The organism is Dyella sp. 2RAB6, assembly GCF_052115385.1.
Classification (GTDB): domain Bacteria; phylum Pseudomonadota; class Gammaproteobacteria; order Xanthomonadales; family Rhodanobacteraceae; genus Dyella_D.
Genome location: NZ_JBFRGP010000009.1, coordinates 13,043 through 28,680, shown reverse-complemented (window position 1 = coordinate 28,680; position 15,638 = coordinate 13,043). Strand labels below are relative to the sequence as shown.

Here is a 15,638-nt window from a genome sequence, read left to right as displayed (position 1 = left end):
TGCGGGGCCAGCCTGCGGCTGTCCGAATTCGCTCCCGGCGAATTCGTCGAACCGGTTGCTCGGCGGAGCCGAGCAACCGGTTCTCTGTACCCACTCTCTCCGCCAGATACGCAAAGGCCCCCGTGCGGGGGCCTTTGCGTATCTGGCGGAGAGAGTGGGATTCGAACCCACGGAAGGTTTGACCCTTCGCCGGTTTTCAAGACCGGTGCCTTAAACCGCTCGGCCATCTCTCCGTAAGCGTTGTCGGCTGTCCAGGACAGCGAAAGCGGCGACATCCTAGCAGAATTGGCATCGGGGCTTGCTTTGGGCGATAAGCATCGCTCCTCCGCAGGCTTCCGCCCCATGACCGCTCTCGTCTGGTTCCGCCGCGATCTCCGCCTGGCCGACAACCCCGCGCTCGCCGCCGCCTGCGCGGAGCACGAGCGCATCCTGCCGGTCTATGTGCATGGGCCGGACGAGGAGGGGGCCTGGGCGGGCGGTGCGGCCAGCCGCTGGTGGCTGCATCATTCGCTGGCCGCGTTGTCCGCTGCCCTGGAGCGTGATGGTGGTGATTTGCACATCCGCGCTGGCGACACCCTGGGCAACCTCGTCGCCGCATGCCGCGCCGTCGGCGCCACCGCCGTGTACTGGAACCGCTGCTACGAACCCGCGTTGATCGAACGCGACAAGCGGCTCAAGACGGCGCTGCGCGAGCAGGGTATCGAGCCGAAGAGTTTCAATGCGGGATTGTGGGTCGAGCCCTGGCAGGTCGCCACCAAGCAGAACGGTCCGTATCGCGTGTTCACTCCGTTCTGGCGCGCGGTACGGCCACGCTTGACGCCGGACGAGCCGCTGCCGGTCCCGGCGATGCGCTTCGCGTCCGCGCAAGGCAAGGTGTCGCTGGCGTCGCTGGAACTGCTGCCGCGGATCCGCTGGGATGGTGGTCTGCACGAAGCCTGGAGGCCGGGCGAGCAGGGCGCGCTCGAAGCACTGGAACTGTTCGCGGACGACGCACTCAACGGCTACGCCCGCCTGCGCGACCTGCCGGCCCGGCACGGCACTTCGCGGCTGTCGCCGCACCTGCACTTCGGCGAGATCTCGCCACGCCAGATCCACCACATCCTGCATCGACAAACACAGGGGCGCGATGCGAAGCGCCGGCCGGATCTCGAACCCTTCCTGCGCGAACTGGGCTGGCGTGAGTTTGCCCATCACCTGTTGTTCCATTTCCCGCAAACGCCCAGCGAGAACTTCAATCCCGGTTTTGCCAACTTCCGCTGGGCAGATACCGACGACGCGCTGCTGGAACGCTGGCGCCACGGCCGCACCGGCATTCCGTTGGTCGATGCCGGCATGCGCGAGCTATGGCACACCGGCTGGATGCACAACCGCGTGCGCATGGTGGTGGCGAGCTTCCTCGCCAAGAATCTCCGCCAGCATTGGCATCACGGTGCGCGCTGGTTCTGGGACACGCTGGTCGACGCGGACCTGGCCAACAACACGCTGGGTTGGCAATGGGTGGCCGGATGCGGCGCCGATGCCGCGCCGTACTTCCGCGTGTTCAATCCGGTAGCGCAAGCGCAGAAGTTCGACCCGCAAGGGGATTATCTGCGGCGCTGGCTGCCCGAACTGAAGGACGCGCCGCTGCCCTTGCTGCATGAGCCGTGGAAGGACGCCTCGCTGCTGTCGCGCAGCGGCTACCCGGCACCGATGCTCGACCTGGCGGACTCGCGCAACGCCGCGCTGGCCGCCTATCAGGCCATGCGCGGGCGCGGCTGAGCTGAAGGTCCGGGCGCAACCATCAGAGCATCGCTAGGTGTCTTCCTCGAAGTTGTCGGGGTCGGTCGATCTATGTCGTAAGGCGATCGAGGTCGGCTTGCGTACGTAAGGTGTTATCGCATTGGCGGGACCTTCGCGATGACCGGGGCCGGTGGTCTTGAACTTGTCGATCTGATACCCGCGCTCCTCTATGGTCACGAATTCGGGCTGCCAATTTTTTTTCGGGCCGGCGATCACGTTCCAGCCTCGTCCGCTTACATAGTGGGATCCGCCGCTTTGGTAATGGCCTGTCGGCTTGATCACGGAGTTCGTGTGGGGAATGTTTTTGCGACCCAGGGTGATGTCGATGGCCTCCTCCGCGGTTTCGGCGAGATGCTTGGCCGCGGCTGACGCCGGGATCCTGCTGAAGTAATTCCAGGATTTACTCACGGCTGTTCTGCTCCTTTGAAAGTCATATGGATATCCACCCCAAGGCATGAACTCCCGTTCCCTCGGCGGTTTCCAAGGAGGGATTCAAAAGCCGTGCCAGCTCGATCAAGCGCGGTTCGCCGCGCTGTTCGGCCGTTTTGGCGGCAAAGGAGCTGCTCCGATAGGGTGCTTTCTTTCACGGAGGCGTGTGGAATTGCGCACGCCCACGCCAAGGAGGCGGGGTCAACCGCGCGTGTCGGGCTCCGCCACGTTGGCGGCGGCACCGTCGCCACGCTTGAGCAGCACCGCCAGCACCGGTGGCGTCACCATCGCGGTAAGCAAGGACATCGCCACGATGATCGCGTAGGTGCGATCGCTGAACACCCCGGCAGCCAGGCCGAGGCTGGCGATCACCACGCCTACTTCGCCGCGCGGCACCATGCCGAAGCCGACGATGGTGGCGCCGCGCCTGCCCAGCGACAGCGCGCCGAGGAAGCCGCCGGCGAGCTTGGAGATGATGGCGATGACGGTGACGATGGTCAGCGTGAGCAGCGCATCTGCGCTGGCCAGCTGCTGCAGGTCGATCTTGCTGCCGGTGATGACGAAGAAGAACGGTGTGAGCAGCGCCAGCAGCGGCTGCACCTGTTTTTCCAGGGTGTGCTGCTGGCGCGTCTCCGAGGCGATCATGCCGGCCAGGAAGGCGCCGATGATCGCGGCCAGCCCGAACAGGGTGGACACGTACGCCAGACCAAGGCACAGCGCCAGCACGATGCCCAGCGCGGAGTGCTGGCTGTGCGGCTTGTCCAGCCAGCTCGAATTCCAGCGCATCGCGCGCGCGCCGCCGAAGCCGATCACCGCGATAAAGCCGATCGCGCCGACCAGGGTGGTGACCAGGTGCATCGCGTTGAAGCCGCCGCCGCCCTGCATCGACACCACCACGCCCAGCAACAGCATGGCCAGAATGTCGTCGATCACGGCGGCGCCGAGGATCACCTTGCTCTCGGTGCGCTGCAGTGCATTGAGTTCCTGCAGCACCCGCGCGGTGATGCCGGCGGAAGTGGCGACGAAGGCAGCGGCGATAAACAGCGACTTGCCCCAGTCGTAGCCGCTCGCATGCGCCCACACGCCGCCGAGGCCGAACGGGATCAGCACGCCGAGGATGCCGACCAGGAAGGCGACCTTGCCGACCTTCTTGAGATCTTCGAGCCGGGTCTCCAGGCCCACGGCAAACAGCAATAGGACTACGCCTATTTCCGCAAGCACGTCGAGCGGCGTGCCGGTGGCGATCTGCTCGGGCGTGATCCAGCCCAGCAGCGATGGCCCGACCACGCAGCCGGCGGCGATCTCGCCCACCACGCCGGGCAGCTTCAGGCGCTGCGCGATTTCCCCGCCGATCTGCGCGGCGACGAAGACGATGAACAGCGTAAGCAGGATGTCGGCCGCGTGGTGCATGCTTCGATTCCTTCCGGTCTAGCGTGACCGGGGCATGCTACACGCTCGCGCCGCGTTTCGGCGCATCGCGGCCGAGCCGGCTGAACACCCAGCTCGCGGTGGCGGTGACGATGCCCAGCAGCAGCACGGTCCAGCGGAACGACAGCACGTAGTCGTCGTGCGCGTGGCCTTGCAGCAGCGCTTCCATCAGCAGCGAGGCGAGTGCGATGCCAAAGCTCATCGACAGGTACTGCGCGGTCGAGGCCATCGACGAGGCCATCGAGGCGTACTTCACGTCGAGGTCGTTGTAGATCAGCGTGTTCATCGCGGTGTACTGCAGGCCCATGAAGCCGCCGTAGACGAACACCATCAGCGCGATCACCCACATCGGCGAGTCCTTGCCCAGCAGGGCGAAGGAGGCGATCAGCACGGCCACGATCAAGGTGTTGGCGAGCAGGAAGCGGCGATAGCCCATCCGCGTCAGCAGGCGGTTGATCACCCACTTGGCGCAGATCGAGCCCAGCGCCTGCGGCACCATCATCAGGCCGGCCATGGTCGGCGACCAGCCGCAACCGACCTGCAGGAACAGCACCAGCAACAGGAACATGCCGGACACGCCGAGCCGCGTGAACAGGTTGCCGGCCAGCGACACCCACACGCTGCGCACGCGCAACAGGTTCAGGTCGGCCACCGGGTATTCGGTGCGCCGGCTGTGCCACACGTAGATGCTGCCGAAGACCAGCGCGAGCACGCCGCTGACCGCGATCTGCAGCCATTGCCCGCCGCCGCCGCTGGCCACTTCGGACGCAGTCAGCAGCATGGCCGAGGCCAGCGCGAACAGCATGAAGCCGGAGAGATCGAAGCGATGCGGCTCGGCCAGGCGGTAGTCCGGCATCTCGCGGCGGTTCATCCAGAAGCCGGCGATGCCGACCGGTACGTTGATCAGGAAGATCAAACGCCACGAGGTGTATTCCGCCAGCACGCCGCCGAGCAGCGGGCCGATCACCGAGCCGAGCAGGCCGACGGTGGCGACCGTGCTCATCGCGCCGACGAAGTCGCGCTTGTCGATGCTGCGCACGAGCACGTAGCGGCCCACCGGCATCAGCGCGGCGCCGCCCAGGCCCTGCAGCACGCGCGCCGCCACCAGCTGCGGCAGGGTCTGCGAGATGCCGCACAGCAGCGAGCCGATGGTGAAGATGGCGATGGCCGCGGCGAAGATGCGGCGCGTGCCGAAGCGATCGCACATCCACGGGCTGGCGGGAATGAAGATGGCCAGGGTCAGCACATAGCTGGTCAGCGCGATGCGCATGCCCAGCGGCGCAACGCCCAGTGCCTCGCCCATCGCCGGCACGGCGGTGTTGACGATGGTGGAATCGAGCGCCTGCATGAAGAACGAGGCGGCGACCAGCCAGATCAGTCCGCGGTAGCGCTCGCGCGACGGCACGGGAGGCTGAGCGGCGGGCGGAGCGGGCGGCACGCCGGGGTTGGGCGTGCCCGGTTCGGGCGGCACTTCCGTGGCTGCGGAGGTATCGGACATGACCTGCACATGATAGCTGCTATGGCAACTTGCTTTTCATGCCTGCGGCGGCCAAAGTCATCGCCGTTTCATGCGGCCGCTCGACGGCCACCCATTCCCTCGCGCCGGGCGCTTCCAGTGCCCGGCGCGAATTTTTTGCGCGCCGGGAACGCCACTGTACAAGGAGCACTGTTATGAGCATCAAGCCACCCATCGTCATCTCCAGCCGCGATCTGGATCGCATCGAAGCCTTGCTGGAGCGCATGACGCCCGCACAGGCCCAGGGCCATGCCGCCCTGCGCGAAGAACTGGAGCGGGCCGAGGTGCGCGCGCCCCAGGACATGCCGCCGGACGTGGTGACGATGAATTCGCGCGTGACGGCGCAGGACGAGAGCCAAGGCGAGCGCCATGGCGAGCGCCTGGAGCTGACCCTGGTGTATCCGGCCGCGGCGGGTGGGGCGGGGCACGTGTCGGTGCTCGCTCCGGTGGGCAGCGCCTTGCTTGGGCTGGCCAAGGGCCAGCACATCGACTGGCCGATGCCGGACGGCAAGCGGCGGCGCTTGCGTGTGGTGGATATCGCATACCAGCCGGAGGCGGCCGGCGACTACCACCGCTGAGGGATGGAGTAGGTTGGGGTGAGCGCAGCGAACCCCAACGATGCGGCCACCTGAGAGCGAAGTTGGGGTTCGCCTTCGGCTCACCCCAACCTACGCCCGAGCCAGGTCCGTGCAGGGCATGTGAACGCACTCAATCCCAATGCTTGGCAAACCCCACCTGGAACCCGCCCGGCAACAAGCTCACGATCCACGGCGACTTCCGGTGCTCCGCCCATAGCCCCACGCCGACGCCGATCGCTGCGCCGACCAGCACGTCGCTCTGCCAATGCTCATGCACCTTCATGCGCGCCACGGCGTCATAGACCGGCAGCAGGGCGAGCGCATACACGGCGGGGTGTTCGTCGCCGTAATGGACCATGATCGGCGTCACCGCGGCGCTGATCGCCGCCACTTCGCCGCTGGGAAAGCTCTGCGCATGCAAGCCCTTGAACCACCGGTCGGGGCTGCGGCTCTGGCTGGGCCGCTCGCGCTGGAACGTCCATTTCAGGGCCTGGGCGCCGGCACCGGCTACGACGATGGCGTCGACCGAGCGCCACAGGGTGTCGCCCATCTCGTCGCGGTCGCCCAGCCACAGGGCGCCAGCGGCGACCGAGGCGAGGGTGCCGTAGTAGACGATCTGCTGGTTGCTGCGTTTCCACACCCCGCTGTTGTCGAAATGCAAGGTGTGGTCGATCCCGAACGGACCGCCGGCGGCATGGGCGGCGGCGGGCAGGGCCAGGGCGGCGATGAGCAGGGCGGGAGCTGTTTTGGACACGAGCACGTCCGGACCTCCTTGCGGGTGGTCTTGGTTGCCCCTGATGGATGGGTGAAGCCGGATGGAGGCTAAAGCGCGTGGCTTGCGGTTGTCTTAGTAAACTGCGCGGCATGAGGAGCCCCGCATGAGCCATTCATCTGAACCTAAGGTCCGCGCCGCCGAGCTGCGCGAGCGGATCGAGCACGCCAACTACCAGTACCACGTGCTCGACGATCCGCAGATCACTGACCTCGAGTTCGACCGCCTGCTGCGCGAACTGGAGGCGCTGGAAACGGAGCACCCCGAACTGGCCACGCCCGATTCGCCGACGCGCCGCGTCGGTGCCCGCGCGGTGGGCGGCTTCGCCGAGGTGCAGCACGCGCTGCCGATGCTGTCGCTGAGCAATGCCTTCGAGCAGGACGGCGACACCGAGCTGGAGCGCTTCCGCGAGGTGGCGGAGTTCGAGCGGCGCATCGAGCAGACCTTGCAGCGGCGCGAGCCGGTGTTCTCGGTGGAACTGAAACTGGACGGCCTGGCGATCAGCCTGCGCTACGAGAACGGCGTGTTCGTGCAGGGCGCGACCCGCGGCGACGGCGCCACCGGCGAGGACGTCACCGCCAACCTGCGCATGGTCGGCGCCATCCCGCTGCGCCTGCACGGCAAGGACTGGCCGCGCGTGCTGGAAGTGCGCGGCGAGGTGATCATGCTGCGCAAGGATTTCGAGGCCTTCAACGCACAGGCCCGCGAACACGGCGAGAAGGTGCTGGCCAATCCGCGCAACGGCGCGGCCGGTTCGCTGCGCCAGCTCGATCCGGCGATCACCAAGAAGCGCAAGCTGAGTTTCTTCGCCTACGCCATCGGGGTGGTCGAGGGCGGCCAGATCCCGGATACCCATTCGGCCACGCTGCAGAAGCTGCGCGAGTGGGGTTTCCCGGTCTCGCATGAGGTGGGCACGGCCAAGGGCTTCAAGGGGCTGCTCGCCTACTACCGCCGCATCGGCGAGAAGCGCGACAGCCTGCCGTTCGATATCGACGGCGTGGTCTACAAGCTGGACGACTACGCCGGCCAGCGCGACATGGGCTTCGTCTCGCGCGCGCCGCGCTGGGCCATCGCGCACAAATTCCCGGCGCAGGAACAGACCACCACGGTCGAAGCGATCGAGATCAATATCGGCCGCACCGGCGCCGCCACGCCGTTGGCGCGGCTGAAGCCGGTGCAGGTGGCGGGTGTCACGGTCAGCAATGCCACCCTGCACAATGCCGACCAGGTGGCGCGGCTGGACGTGCGCGTGGGCGACACGGTGATCGTGCGCCGCGCCGGCGACGTGATTCCGGAAGTGGTGCGGGTGATGCCCGAGCTGCGCCCGCCGCACACCAAGCCGTGGCAGATGCCGGCGCATTGCCCGGTGTGCAACTCGGAGCTGCTGCGCGAGGAAGGCGAGGCGGTGTGGCGTTGCTCCGGCGGCCTGATCTGCGCCGCGCAGCGCAAGGAGGCGCTGATCCATTTCGCCGCGCGCCGTGCGATGGATATCGAAGGCATCGGCGAACGCTTCGTCGATGCGCTGGTGGATTTCGGCTATGTGCATACGCCGGCCGATCTGTACCAGCTGACCCTGGACGATTTCCTTGAAATGAAGCGCCGCGCCGACGAGCGCGACGGCACTACGCCGGAGACGGTCAAGCAGGGCAAGGTCGCCACCAAGTGGGCGGAGAACCTGCTGGAGGCGATCGAGGCGAGCAAGCAAAGCACGCTGCCGCGCTTCATGTACGGGCTGGGCATCATGCATATCGGCGAGAGCACGGCGAAGACGCTGGCGCTCTGGCTGGGCCGGCTGGAGCTGGTGCGCTCGACGCCCGCACCGGTATTGCGCGTGCTGCCGGATGTCGGCGACGAAGTGGCGCGTTCCATCGACGGCTTCTTCGCGCAGCAGGGCAACCAGAAAGTGGTGGACGACCTGCTCGCCTCCGGCATCGTGCTGGCCGACGAGAGCGCGCCGTCGCCGAAGCTGCGCGGCAAGCTGGGGCTGGATGTGCTGCTGGATACCGCCAAGGTGCACAAGCTCGGTCCCAAGAGCACGCAACTGCTGGCGCAGCACTACCGCAGCTTGAAGCAGCTGGTGGATGCGGGCGCTCCGCATTGGGTGGTGGCCGGTGTGCCGACGGCGGCGGCGACCAACCTGGAGCAGTTCCTCGCCGACAAGGAAAACCTTAAGGCCCTGGAACATGCCGAGGCGGCGATGCAGCGGCTGCTGGATGCGATCCCGAAGTCGGCCAAGACCGAAGCGGCGCCACTGGAAGGGCAGACCGTGGTGCTCACCGGCAGCTTGACCGGCCTGACCCGCGATGAAGCGAAGGAGCGGCTGGAAGCGCTGGGCGCGAAGGTTTCCGGCTCGGTGTCGAAGAAGACCAGTTTCGTGGTCGCTGGCGAGGAGGCCGGTTCCAAGCTGGACAAGGCGCAGGAGCTGGGCGTGGACGTGTGGGACGAGGAGCGCCTGCTGGCGCTGCTGGCCGAACACGAGGGCGGCGCATGACGGCGAAGGAATCCGCGCGCGTCGTGCAGCTCCCGCTCGACCGCGGTTCGCTGCGCCTGCGCGCGCAGCTCAATGCATTGCTGCGGCAGTTCTTTGCCGAGCGCGGCGTGCTGGAAGTGGAGACGCCGATCCTGTCGGCGGCCGGCAATACCGATCCGAATATCGAAAGCTTCAGCGCTACTTTCAGCGGGCATGTCGATGCCGGCCCGCGCGAGCGCTGGTTGCGTACTTCGCCTGAATATCCGCTCAAGCGCCTGCTGGCCGCCGGCGTGGGCGATTGCTACGAGCTGGGGCGGGTGTTCCGCAACGGCGAGGCAGGCGGGCGGCACAACCCTGAGTTCACCATGCTGGAGTGGTACCGCGTGGGCTGGGACCATCGCCAGCTGATGGAAGAAAGCATCGCGCTGGTGGAGTGCGCGCTGGCCATGGCCGGGCGGCGCGCCGAAGTGGTGGTGGAGAGCTATCGCCAGCTGTTCCTCGACGAGCTGGGCCTGGACCCGCTGCATGCGCCGATCGACGAGCTGCGCGCGCCGCTGGCCGAGTACGGCATCGGCCCGGACGGGCTGGGCCGCGACGATTGGCTGGACCTGCTGATCACCCACAAGCTGCAGCCGGCGTTCCCGCGCGACCGCATCACGGTGATCCACGATTATCCCGCCAGCCAGTGCGCGCTCGCGCGCATCCGCCCCGGCGATCCGCCGATGGCCGAGCGCTTCGAGCTGTTCCTGGGGCGCTATGAATTGGCCAACGGTTATCACGAGTTGAACGATGGCGCTGAGCAGCGCCAGCGTTTCGAGCGTGACAATGCGCTGCGGCGCGAGCGTGGGCTGCGTGAGATCCCGCTGGACGAACCGCTGCTGGCGGTGCTGGATGCGATGCCCGATTGCGCCGGCGTGGCGCTGGGGATGGAGCGCTTGCTGATGTGCCTGGCGGGGACGGATGCCATCGCCGACGTCTTGGCGTTTCCGTTCGCCGAAGCCTGACGCAGGTTGGGGTGAGCGCAGCGAACCCCAACGTTGCGAAGGTGTTGGGGTTCGCTGCGCTCACCGCAACCTACGCTCTTGTGGCAGAGTGGCCGCCATCGCTTAACCACCGCGAGACTTCGATGAAACCCAGCGCACCCGGCATTATCCTGATTGCGATCGGCGCATTGTTCCTGCTGCGCAACCTCGGCCTCGACCTGCACCTGGGCCAGCTGTTCGCCACCTGGTGGCCGCTGGTGCTGATCGCCCTGGGCGTGGGCATGATGGTCCGCCGCCCCAGCTGATCCGCACAAAACGAAGGCCGGGCGCCTGGAGCATCGTCCCGATGCGCAGGCGCCCGGCCTTTCTCGTTTCCGTCGGTCCTTGCTGTCAGTCCTTGCTTTCCAGCAGGTGGCGGTAGATCAGGCCACCGATGGCGCCGCCGATCAGCGGCACCAGCCAGAACACCCACAGCTGCTGCAGCGCCCAGCTGCCCTGGAAGATCGCCACGCCGGTGCTGCGCGCGGGGTTCACCGAGGTATTGGTGACCGGGATGCTGATCAGATGGATCAGGGTCAGCGCCAGGCCGATCGCCAGCGGGCCGAAGCCGGCCGGCGCGCGTTTGTCGGTGGAACCGTGGATCACCAGCAGGAAGAACGCGGTGAGCACCAGCTCGGCCACGATCGCGGCGTGCAGCGAATAGCCATTGGGCGAATGCTCGCCGTAGCCGTTGGAGGCGAAGCCCGCGCTGGCGTCGAAGCCGGCCTTGCCGCTGGCGATCAGGTACAGCACGGCGCCGGCAGCGATGCCGCCGACCACCTGGGCGACGATGTAGGGCACCACGTCCTTGGCCGGGAAACGGCCGCCGGCGCACAGGCCCACGGTGACGGCGGGATTGAAATGGCCGCCGGAAATATGGCCCACGGCGTAGGCCATGGTCACCACGGTCAGGCCGAAGGCCAGCGCCACGCCGGCGAAGCCGATGCCGAGGTCGGGATACGCCGCAGCGATGACCGCGCTGCCGCAGCCGCCGAATACCAACCAGAAAGTGCCGAAGAATTCGGCGGTCAAACGCTTGCCAATGCTCATGAGCAGGTCTCCTTGCGAAGGCGGGAAGGGAAGATCAAAGAATTCTTGTTGCCCCTACAGCCCCGGTCGTCCTGTCCGGCGCGGCGTTAGCCTACGCAAATGGTGCGGTCTTTGGAACATGGGCCCATGGCTCGTCATTCCGGCGCAGGCCGGAATCCAGTGGCGGTACCGCTGGATGGTCGCGGAAACGTACAGAAGCCCGGTCGGGACTTTCACTCCGCCACATAGCGCCTCGCTACTGGATTCCGGCCTGCGCCGGAATGACGGAGAGGTGAGTATTTCGCGAGGGCGGGTGCTATGTTCCGCCGACTCCTTCCCGCCACGCCGTCTTCACGATGACGCAAGCCGCTCCGTCCGTTCCGCCGCTGGACTCTCCCGCCCCCCGCTTGAACCGCAACGACCTGCGCACCCTGACCCTGGCTGCCCTCGGCGGCGCGCTGGAGTTCTACGACTTCGTGGTGTTCGTGTTCTTCACGAAGGTGCTGGGCCAGCTGTTCTTTCCGGCCGATATGCCGCCGTGGCTGGCGCAGGTGCAGGTCTACGGCATCTTTGCCGCGGGCTATCTGGCGCGGCCGCTGGGCGGCATCGTGATGGCGCATTTCGGCGACCGCACGGGACGCAAGCGGATGTTTACGCTGAGCGTGTTCCTGATGGCGCTGCCCACGCTTTGCATCGGCCTGTTGCCGACCTATGCGCAACTGGGCGTACTGGCGCCGATGCTGTTGCTGCTGCTGCGCGTGGTGCAGGGCGTGGCGATCGGTGGCGAAGTGCCGGGCGCCTGGGTGTTCGTGGCCGAGCATGCACCGCCCGGGCGCGTGGGTTTCGCCTGCGCCGGCCTCACCTCGGGGCTTACCGCCGGCATCCTGATCGGCTCGCTGGTCGCCGCGGGTATCAGCGGCATGGGCCCGGAGAACGTGCTGGCCTATGCCTGGCGCTGGCCCTTCATCCTGGGCGGCGTGTTCGGCTTCTTCGCGGTGTGGCTGCGCCGCTGGCTGAGCGAGACGCCGGTGTTCGCGCAGATGCGCGAGCGCAAGGAGCTGGCCAGCGAGTTGCCGTTGAAGCGGGTGATGAGCGAGTACCTGGGCGGCGTGCTGCTGAGCATGCTGGTGACCTGGATGCTGACCGCCGCGGTGGTGGTAGTGATCCTGATGACGCCGACCCTGGCGCAGAGCAGTTTCCACCTGCCGCAGACGGTGGCCTTCCACGGCAACAGCCTGGCCGCGCTGATGCTGTGCTTCGGCTGTATCGCCGGTGGCGTGGCGGTGGACCGGTTCGGGCGCGGATGGTCCCTGCTGGTCGGGTCGGCGGCGCTGCTGGTCACCACCTATCTGCTGTATCGCGATCTGGCGCAGGGCGCGCAGCATTTCATGCTGCTGTATGCGCTGGCCGGGCTGAGCGTGGGCGTGGTCGGCGTGGTGCCGGCGGTGATGGTGGCGGCGTTTCCGCCGGCGGTGCGGTTCTCCGGCTTGTCGTTCTCGTACAACATCGCGTATGCGGTGTTCGGGGCGACTACGCCGCCGTTGATCGCTTATCTGGCGGTGAAGCTGGGGGCGATGGCGCCGGCGCATTATGTGGCGCTGACGGCGGTGATCGGGATCGGTTGCGCGCTGTATCTGCTGACGACGCAGCGCAAGTTCCACGAGCGCTGACGGCACACGGCGTAGGTTGGGGTGAGCCGCAGGCGAACCCCAACATCACCGTCCGCATCGCCATGTTGGGGTTCGCCTGCGGCTCACCCCAACCTACGCGGATGTCTGGTCAGAAATCCAATTCCTGGGTGGCGCACAGATAATCGATCATCGGCGCCAGGCGCTTATAGGTTTCCACCATCCAGGGCCGCAACTCCGACGAGCACGCCAGCTTCTCGTCGAAGCCTTCGCCCGCGGCGAAATCCTTGCGCTTGAGATCCTCGATCAGCTCGTGCGCCGGATCGAAGCCCCGTGGCGGACGCGTCAGCGCCTCGCCCCAGAAGGTGAAGTGCTCGCGGAACGTCTTGCTCTGCGTCGCCCGCTTCCACGCCGCCGGATTGTCGGCCAGGAAGGCGCGGATGCGCTTCAACGCATCCGACTCCGGATGCCACATGCCGCCGCCGGCAAAGCAATCGCCCGGCTGGATATGCACATAGAACGACGGTGCCGGAATCTCATGCCGCCGCTCGTGGAAAAAGCGCGCACCCTGCCACGGCTTGTACGGCTGCTTGTCATTGGAAAAGCGCGTGTCGCGATGAATGCGGAACAGCGAGCCGCCGTTCTTGCGCGAGTCGGCGCGGTAGTGCGCGCTGAGCTTGCTCAGCGGCGCCTGCATGTCGGCGATCAATTGCAGGAACGGATCGCGCACGTCGCGTTCGTATTCCGGCTTGTGCGCCAGAAACCATTCGCGGCTGTTGTTGCGTTCGAGGGCGCGCAGAAAACGGAACGTGGCAGGAGTGAAGTAAGCGTTGGCCATGGTCGGTGAGGGTCAGGCGGGCAGGGGCGCGAGGTCGGCGGCGAGCTGTTCGCCCCAGACCTGCAGTTGATCGAGCAGGGCGAGCTTGCCGGTGTCGTTCGCCAGTTCGGCGCGCAGCTGCGCGAGGCGGGCGAAGTAGTCGGGCAGGGTCAGGTTAGTCAGCGGCGTGGATTTGAACAGGCGGTCGCGGCGGAACGCATCCCAGCGTTCGCGCTCCTCCGGCGCCAGGGTCTGCGGCCAGTTGCGCGCGCGGTAGCGGAACAGCAGCTCGGGATACCGCGGATCGCGGAACGGAAAGGCGCGCGTGCCCAGTTGCTCCGGCGGGGTCGCGCGCACCTCAGCCAGCAGGCGTTTGTCCGCGTCGGGCAGGAAGCCGCCGTAGATCGCCAGCTCCGGATCGGCCGGCGGCGGCAGGTCGCCGGCGCGCTGGAATACACGGCGCAGCTTTTCGGCCAGGCCGTCGGCGGCGGCCAGCACCTCGCGGTTGGCGAGGCAGCGTTCGACGTCCAGTTGCAGGCGTGCCGTGTCGGTGCCCTTGAGCACCGACAGCGGCGCCAGTGCCGGGGAGCGGTTGGCGCGCACCGTGCGCAGCGGGATGCGCTCGACCCCTTCGGGCAGGTCGGCGCGGGCGGTGAACACGCGGTCGGCGATCTCCTCCTCGTCCAGCGCCAGCAGCAGCGCGGGATCGGCCGACAGGTCGTACACGATGATCTCGCCGGGCCGGGTCGGATGCGCCGCGATCGGCGCGACCATGGCCAGGCAGAAGCGGCTGGCCGGGTAGCGCGAGGACACGTGCAGCACCGGCGTCATGTTCACCATGTCGAGCAGCTCGAACACCTTCTGCTTGCGGCGCAGCGCGAAGTGCCAGTCCCACAGCCGCGGCTGGCGCACGCGGATCAGCCGGGCCAGGTCGATCAGCGCGTGGACGTCCGAAAGCGCATCGTGCGCGCGTTCCTGGGTGAGGTGGTTGGCGCTGGCCAGGTGCTCCAGCCGGAAGCTGAGCGTGCCGTCCTCGCGCGTCGGCCAGGCGATACCCTCGGGGCGCAGCGCGGCGCACATGCGCACCAGGTCGATCAGGTCCCAGCGCGAATTGCCGTGTTCCCATTCGCGCCCGTAGGGCTCATGAAAGTTGCGGTACAGCATCTGCCGGGTGAACTCGTCGTCGAAGCGCAGCGAGTTGTAGCCCACCCCGCAGGTGCCCGGCGCGGCCAGCTGCTCGTGCACGCGCGCGGCGAACTCGGCCTCGCCCACGCCGTCGCGCTCGGCCTGCTGGGGCAGGATGCCGGTGATCAGGCAGGCCTCGGGGCTGGGCGGCATCTCGCGCGGGGGCTTGCCGAAGAACATCACCGGCTCGCCGACGATCTCAAGATCCATGCTGGTGCGGATGCCTGCGAACTGCAGGGGTCGGTCGCGCCAGGGGTCGGCGCCGCTGGTCTCGTAGTCGTGCCAGAAGAACGTCTGCATGCCGGGGATGATCGCATGGCCGTCCAGGTGTGTCCGCTTGCACAGGACGGCAGGCCAATGGGCATACACCGCCCAGGGCGGGCGCCGGCTGCTGCTAGACTGCGCGCCCAGGAGGGAGCATGAGCCTAGCGAACGAAGAAAATCTGATCTGGATCGATCTGGAAATGACCGGTCTGGATACCGATAACGACTCGATTCTCGAAATCGCCACCATCGTGACCGACAAGGAGCTGAACATCCTGGCCGAGGGCCCGGTGTTCGCCATCCGCCACGAGGTGGAGCGCCTGGAGGCGATGGATGCGTGGAACCGCAACCAGCACCGCAAGTCCGGCCTGTGGGAGCAGGTGCTGGCTTCCGCCGACGACCATGCGGCGGCCGAGGCGGCTACCGTGGACTTCCTCAAGGCCTGGGTGCCGGCCGGCAAGTCGCCGATGTGCGGCAACTCGATCTGCCAGGACCGCCGCTTCATGCACCGGCAGATGCCGCGGCTGGAGCGCTATTTCCACTACCGCAACCTCGACGTGTCCACGCTCAAGGAGCTGTCGCGCCGCTGGTCGCCGAGCATCTGCAAGAACTTCAGCAAGGAATCTGCGCATACCGCGCTGTCGGATATCCGCGACTCGATCGAGGAGCTGCGCTACTACCGCCAGTTCATGGGTGCGCTGGGCGGCGCGGGCTGACCGCC

General features: G+C 67.1%; 14 protein-coding genes and 1 tRNA gene. 7 read left to right on the top strand and 8 right to left on the bottom strand.

Features of this window, described 5'->3' with window-relative positions; all coding sequences use genetic code 11:
* Positions 1 to 143: 143 nt before the first annotated feature.
* Positions 144 to 233, bottom strand: a tRNA-Ser gene (locus AB4083_RS14245).
* A 109-nt stretch (positions 234 to 342) separates the two neighbouring features.
* On the opposite strand from AB4083_RS14245, the gene AB4083_RS14240 reads away from it, so the two are divergent.
* Entirely contained in the window at positions 343 to 1,758 is a 1,416-nt protein-coding gene (locus AB4083_RS14240) for a cryptochrome/photolyase family protein (RefSeq protein ID WP_441608710.1), read from the top strand.
* Positions 1,759 to 1,791: 33 nt separating this feature from the next.
* Here the strand turns inward: AB4083_RS14240 and AB4083_RS14235 are convergent, their stop codons facing one another.
* From AB4083_RS14235 to AB4083_RS14225, 3 genes are all read right to left on the bottom strand, one after another.
* Complete coding sequence (locus AB4083_RS14235) at positions 1,792 to 2,187, bottom strand: hypothetical protein (RefSeq protein WP_441608708.1); 396 nt, start codon at positions 2,185 to 2,187, stop codon at positions 1,792 to 1,794.
* 222 nt (positions 2,188 to 2,409) lie between these two features.
* On the bottom strand, positions 2,410 to 3,618 hold the full coding sequence (locus AB4083_RS14230; RefSeq protein WP_441608706.1) for a cation:proton antiporter: 1,209 nt from the start codon (positions 3,616 to 3,618) through the stop codon (positions 2,410 to 2,412).
* A gap of 37 nt (positions 3,619 to 3,655) precedes the next feature.
* The gene (locus AB4083_RS14225; protein WP_441608704.1) at positions 3,656 to 5,134 is read right to left on the bottom strand and encodes an MFS transporter; all 1,479 of its coding nucleotides are present in this window, start codon (positions 5,132 to 5,134) and stop codon (positions 3,656 to 3,658) included.
* Between the two features lie 173 nt (positions 5,135 to 5,307).
* On the opposite strand from AB4083_RS14225, the gene rnk reads away from it, so the two are divergent.
* The gene (gene rnk / locus AB4083_RS14220) at positions 5,308 to 5,730 is read left to right on the top strand and encodes a nucleoside diphosphate kinase regulator (RefSeq protein WP_441608703.1); all 423 of its coding nucleotides are present in this window, start codon (positions 5,308 to 5,310) and stop codon (positions 5,728 to 5,730) included.
* Positions 5,731 to 5,860: 130 nt separating this feature from the next.
* Here rnk and AB4083_RS14215 read toward each other — a convergent pair whose 3' ends face one another.
* Positions 5,861 to 6,484, bottom strand: a complete 624-nt coding sequence (locus AB4083_RS14215; RefSeq protein WP_441608848.1) for a phosphatase PAP2 family protein — start codon at positions 6,482 to 6,484, stop codon at positions 5,861 to 5,863.
* 124 nt (positions 6,485 to 6,608) lie between these two features.
* On the opposite strand from AB4083_RS14215, the gene ligA reads away from it, so the two are divergent.
* The 3 genes from ligA to AB4083_RS14200 all read left to right on the top strand — a co-directional run bounded on the left by ligA (position 6,609) and on the right by AB4083_RS14200 (position 10,260).
* Positions 6,609 to 8,993, top strand: a complete 2,385-nt coding sequence (gene ligA, locus AB4083_RS14210; protein WP_441608701.1) for an NAD-dependent DNA ligase LigA — start codon at positions 6,609 to 6,611, stop codon at positions 8,991 to 8,993.
* Positions 8,990 to 9,976, top strand: a complete 987-nt coding sequence (gene epmA, locus AB4083_RS14205; RefSeq protein ID WP_441608700.1) for an EF-P lysine aminoacylase EpmA — start codon at positions 8,990 to 8,992, stop codon at positions 9,974 to 9,976. The genes ligA and epmA overlap by 4 nt, the downstream gene beginning before the upstream one ends.
* A gap of 122 nt (positions 9,977 to 10,098) precedes the next feature.
* Positions 10,099 to 10,260, top strand: a complete 162-nt coding sequence (locus AB4083_RS14200) for a LiaI-LiaF-like domain-containing protein (protein WP_441608698.1) — start codon at positions 10,099 to 10,101, stop codon at positions 10,258 to 10,260.
* Positions 10,261 to 10,345: 85 nt separating this feature from the next.
* On the opposite strand, the gene aqpZ is transcribed toward AB4083_RS14200, so the two are convergent.
* A complete protein-coding gene (gene aqpZ, locus AB4083_RS14195) occupies positions 10,346 to 11,044 on the bottom strand; it encodes an aquaporin Z (RefSeq protein ID WP_441608697.1) in 699 nt (232 codons plus the stop codon).
* Between the two features lie 335 nt (positions 11,045 to 11,379).
* On the opposite strand from aqpZ, the gene AB4083_RS14190 reads away from it, so the two are divergent.
* Positions 11,380 to 12,693: an MFS transporter gene (locus AB4083_RS14190; protein WP_441608695.1), complete on the top strand. Its 1,314-nt coding sequence runs from the start codon at positions 11,380 to 11,382 to the stop codon at positions 12,691 to 12,693.
* 109 nt (positions 12,694 to 12,802) lie between these two features.
* On the opposite strand, the gene AB4083_RS14185 is transcribed toward AB4083_RS14190, so the two are convergent.
* Positions 12,803 to 13,489 carry a DUF2461 domain-containing protein gene (locus AB4083_RS14185; protein WP_441608693.1) on the bottom strand — a complete coding sequence of 229 codons (687 nt, stop codon included), beginning with the start codon at positions 13,487 to 13,489 and terminating at the stop codon, positions 12,803 to 12,805.
* A 12-nt stretch (positions 13,490 to 13,501) separates the two neighbouring features.
* Positions 13,502 to 14,953, bottom strand: coding sequence for an exodeoxyribonuclease I (gene sbcB, locus AB4083_RS14180; protein ID WP_441608692.1), 1,452 nt, complete (start codon positions 14,951 to 14,953; stop codon positions 13,502 to 13,504).
* A 119-nt stretch (positions 14,954 to 15,072) separates the two neighbouring features.
* Between sbcB and orn the strand changes: the two genes are divergently transcribed.
* Entirely contained in the window at positions 15,073 to 15,633 is a 561-nt protein-coding gene (gene orn / locus AB4083_RS14175; RefSeq protein ID WP_441608690.1) for an oligoribonuclease, read from the top strand.
* The last annotated feature ends 5 nt before the right edge of the window (positions 15,634 to 15,638 follow it).

Bases quoted from the DNA above. Each gene is read 5' to 3' on its own strand.
- AB4083_RS14240 (WP_441608710.1), top strand. From the start codon at position 343: ATGACCGCTCTCGTCTGGTTCCGCCGCGATCTCCGCCTGGCCGACAAC.
- AB4083_RS14230 (WP_441608706.1), bottom strand. From the start codon at position 3,618: ATGCACCACGCGGCCGACATCCTGCTTACGCTGTTCATCGTCTTCGTC.
- AB4083_RS14225 (WP_441608704.1), bottom strand. From the start codon at position 5,134: ATGTCCGATACCTCCGCAGCCACGGAAGTGCCGCCCGAACCGGGCACG.
- rnk (WP_441608703.1), top strand. From the start codon at position 5,308: ATGAGCATCAAGCCACCCATCGTCATCTCCAGCCGCGATCTGGATCGC.
- ligA (WP_441608701.1), top strand. From the start codon at position 6,609: ATGAGCCATTCATCTGAACCTAAGGTCCGCGCCGCCGAGCTGCGCGAG.
- epmA (WP_441608700.1), top strand. From the start codon at position 8,990: ATGACGGCGAAGGAATCCGCGCGCGTCGTGCAGCTCCCGCTCGACCGC.
- AB4083_RS14200 (WP_441608698.1), top strand. From the start codon at position 10,099: ATGAAACCCAGCGCACCCGGCATTATCCTGATTGCGATCGGCGCATTG.
- aqpZ (WP_441608697.1), bottom strand. From the start codon at position 11,044: ATGAGCATTGGCAAGCGTTTGACCGCCGAATTCTTCGGCACTTTCTGG.
- AB4083_RS14190 (WP_441608695.1), top strand. From the start codon at position 11,380: ATGACGCAAGCCGCTCCGTCCGTTCCGCCGCTGGACTCTCCCGCCCCC.
- AB4083_RS14185 (WP_441608693.1), bottom strand. From the start codon at position 13,489: ATGGCCAACGCTTACTTCACTCCTGCCACGTTCCGTTTTCTGCGCGCC.
- sbcB (WP_441608692.1), bottom strand. From the start codon at position 14,953: ATGCAGACGTTCTTCTGGCACGACTACGAGACCAGCGGCGCCGACCCC.
- orn (WP_441608690.1), top strand. From the start codon at position 15,073: ATGAGCCTAGCGAACGAAGAAAATCTGATCTGGATCGATCTGGAAATG.